Origin of the sequence: Streptomyces ipomoeae 91-03, from assembly GCF_000317595.1 — a bacterium.
GTDB lineage: Bacteria > Actinomycetota > Actinomycetes > Streptomycetales > Streptomycetaceae > Streptomyces > Streptomyces ipomoeae.
On record NZ_AEJC01000050.1, the window covers coordinates 1 to 3,319 of the forward strand.

1 protein-coding gene is annotated in these 3,319 nt (G+C 68.5%); it reads left to right on the plus strand.

Annotated elements, in window-relative coordinates:
* Window positions 1–419: 419 nt before the first annotated feature.
* A complete protein-coding gene (gene acnA, locus STRIP9103_RS02560; protein WP_009296865.1) occupies window positions 420–3,137 on the plus strand; it encodes an aconitate hydratase AcnA in 2,718 nt (905 codons plus the stop codon).
* Window positions 3,138–3,319: the final 182 nt, after the last annotated feature.

A 3,319-nucleotide genomic window follows, 5' to 3' on the forward strand; every position in this document is an offset into this window, starting at 1 on the left:
ACTGCCGATATGGGCCGGCGAGGCCGTCGACCTCATCCACGACGTGCCCTCCGCCACCGACCTGGTCGCGACCCTCGCCGACCAGGCGGAGACGGCCCTGGCCCGAGCCGGCGGACGGTGACGGACGCCGGCCGGCGCGAACGGGGAGCCGATGGCCCCGAGCCCGGAGTGGTGAGCGCGGAGGCGCGTGCGTTCGCCCCATGTTGGCGCACGCCACAGCGGCCAGGGCATGACCAGCCCGCGCCCATGTACTAGAGTTATCTCGACATCGAGATATCTGCCGAGGCGTACCGTAGCCGCGCGCCGTCATCGAGTCTGGCGGTAAGGGTTACCTAACTTAGCCTTACCTTAACGGATCGGCCAAGAGGGCGTGGCGGCAGGATGCGGTGGTACGCGCACATGGAATGAAGGAGACTGTCGTGTCGGCGAACAGCTTCGACGCCCGCAGCACGCTGCAGGTGGGCGACGAGTCGTACGAGATCTTCCGGCTGGACAAGGTGGAAGGCTCGGCTCGCCTTCCGTACAGCCTGAAGGTGCTGCTGGAGAACCTTCTCCGTACCGAGGACGGCGCGAACATCACCGCCGACCACATCCGGGCCCTCGGCGGCTGGGACTCGCAGGCCCAGCCCAGCCAGGAGATCCAGTTCACGCCGGCCCGCGTGATCATGCAGGACTTCACCGGCGTTCCCTGTGTCGTGGACCTCGCGACCATGCGTGAGGCCGTCCGTGACCTCGGTGGCGACCCGGCGAAGATCAACCCGCTGGCCCCGGCCGAGCTGGTCATCGACCACTCCGTCATCGCCGACAAGTTCGGCACCAACGACGCCTTCGCGCAGAACGTCGAGCTGGAGTACGGCCGCAACCGCGAGCGCTACCAGTTCCTGCGCTGGGGCCAGACCGCCTTCGACGAGTTCAAGGTCGTCCCGCCCGGCACCGGCATCGTCCACCAGGTGAACATCGAGCACCTCGCCCGTACGGTCATGGTCCGCAACGGACAGGCCTACCCCGACACCCTGGTCGGCACCGACTCCCACACCACCATGGTCAACGGCCTCGGTGTGCTGGGCTGGGGCGTCGGCGGTATCGAGGCCGAGGCCGCCATGCTGGGCCAGCCGGTCTCCATGCTCATCCCGCGTGTCGTCGGCTTCAAGCTGACCGGTGAGCTCACCCCCGGCACCACCGCCACCGACCTGGTGCTGACCATCACCGAGATGCTCCGCAAGCACGGTGTCGTCGGCAAGTTCGTCGAGTTCTACGGCGAGGGCGTCGCCGCCACCTCGCTCGCGAACCGCGCCACCATCGGCAACATGTCGCCGGAGTTCGGCTCGACCGCCGCGATCTTCCCGATCGACGCCGAGACCATCAACTACCTGAAGCTGACCGGCCGTTCGGCCCAGCAGCTCGCGCTCGTCGAGGCGTACGCCAAGGAGCAGGGCCTCTGGCTCGACCCGGCCGCCGAGCCCGACTTCTCCGAGAAGCTGGAGCTCGACCTCTCCACGGTCGTCCCCTCCATCGCCGGCCCGAAGCGCCCGCAGGACCGCATCGTCCTCGCGAACGCCGCCGAGCAGTTCAAGACGGACGTCCGCAACTACGTCGACACCGTGGACGAGGCCGGCCAGGAGTCCTTCCCGGCCTCCGACGCCCCGGCCGTCGCCCCGAACGGCGCCCCGTCCAACCCGGTCACCGTGACCGCCCCCGACGGCTCGACGTACGAGATCGACCACGGTGCCGTGACGGTCGCCGCCATCACCTCCTGCACCAACACCTCGAACCCGTACGTCATGGTCGCCGCCGCGCTCGTCGCGAAGAAGGCCGTGGAGAAGGGCCTGACCCGCAAGCCGTGGGTCAAGACCACCCTCGCCCCGGGCTCCAAGGTCGTCACCGACTACTTCGACAAGGCGGGCCTGACCCCGTACCTCGACAAGGTCGGCTTCAACCTCGTCGGCTACGGCTGCACCACCTGCATCGGCAACTCCGGCCCGCTGCCGGAGGAGGTCTCCAAGGCCGTCAACGACCACGACCTCGCGGTCACCTCGGTCCTCTCCGGCAACCGGAACTTCGAGGGCCGGATCAACCCGGACGTCAAGATGAACTACCTGGCCTCCCCGCCGCTGGTCGTCGCGTACGCCATCGCGGGCTCCATGAAGGTGGACATCACCAAGGACGCCCTCGGCACCGACCAGGACGGCAAGCCGGTCTACCTGACCGACATCTGGCCGACCGAGGCCGAGGTCAACGACGTCGTGGCGAACGCCATCGGCGAGGACATGTTCAACAAGTCCTACCAGGACGTCTTCGCGGGCGACGCCCAGTGGCAGGCGCTGCCGATCCCGACCGGCAACACCTTCGAGTGGGACCCGCAGTCCACCTACGTCCGCAAGCCCCCGTACTTCGAGGGCATGGGCATGGACCCGGAGCCGGTCTCCGACATCTCCGGTGCCCGCGTCCTCGCCAAGCTGGGCGACTCGGTCACCACCGACCACATCTCCCCGGCCGGCGCCATCAAGGCCGACACCCCGGCCGGCAAGTACCTCACCGAGCACGGCGTCGAGCGCCGCGACTTCAACAGCTACGGCTCGCGCCGCGGCAACCACGAGGTCATGATCCGCGGTACGTTCGCCAACATCCGCCTGCGCAACCAGATCGCGCCGGGCACCGAGGGCGGCTACACGCGTGACTTCACGCAGGAGGGCGGCCCGGTCTCCTTCATCTACGACGCCTCCCGCAACTACATCGAGCAGGGCGTCCCGCTCGTCGTCCTCGCGGGCAAGGAGTACGGCTCCGGCTCGTCCCGCGACTGGGCGGCCAAGGGCACCGCGCTGCTGGGCGTCAAGGCCGTCATCGCCGAGTCGTACGAGCGCATCCACCGCTCGAACCTCATCGGCATGGGCGTCCTCCCGCTGCAGTTCCCGGAGGGCGCCTCGGCCGAGTCCCTCGGTCTGACCGGCGAGGAGTCCTTCTCCATCGCGGGCGTCGAGGAGCTCAACAACGGCACCACGCCGCGCACGGTCAAGGTCACCACCGACACGGGCGTCGAGTTCGACGCGGTCGTCCGCATCGACACCCCCGGTGAGGCCGACTACTACCGCAACGGCGGCATCATGCAGTACGTGCTGCGCAACCTGATCCGCAACTGAGCGGACCGGTAAGGCAGTCGAGGGCCGCACTCCCTGTTCGTCAGGGGGTGCGGCCCTCGCCGTGTCCGGCCCGGGAGTCCTGGTCATCGGCCCGCCTCAGATGGAACACAGCGTTCTCTCAGCCGACCGGGACATGATCCGTACATGGCTGGCACCTCCACGACCCGAAACGGCCGAGTCCG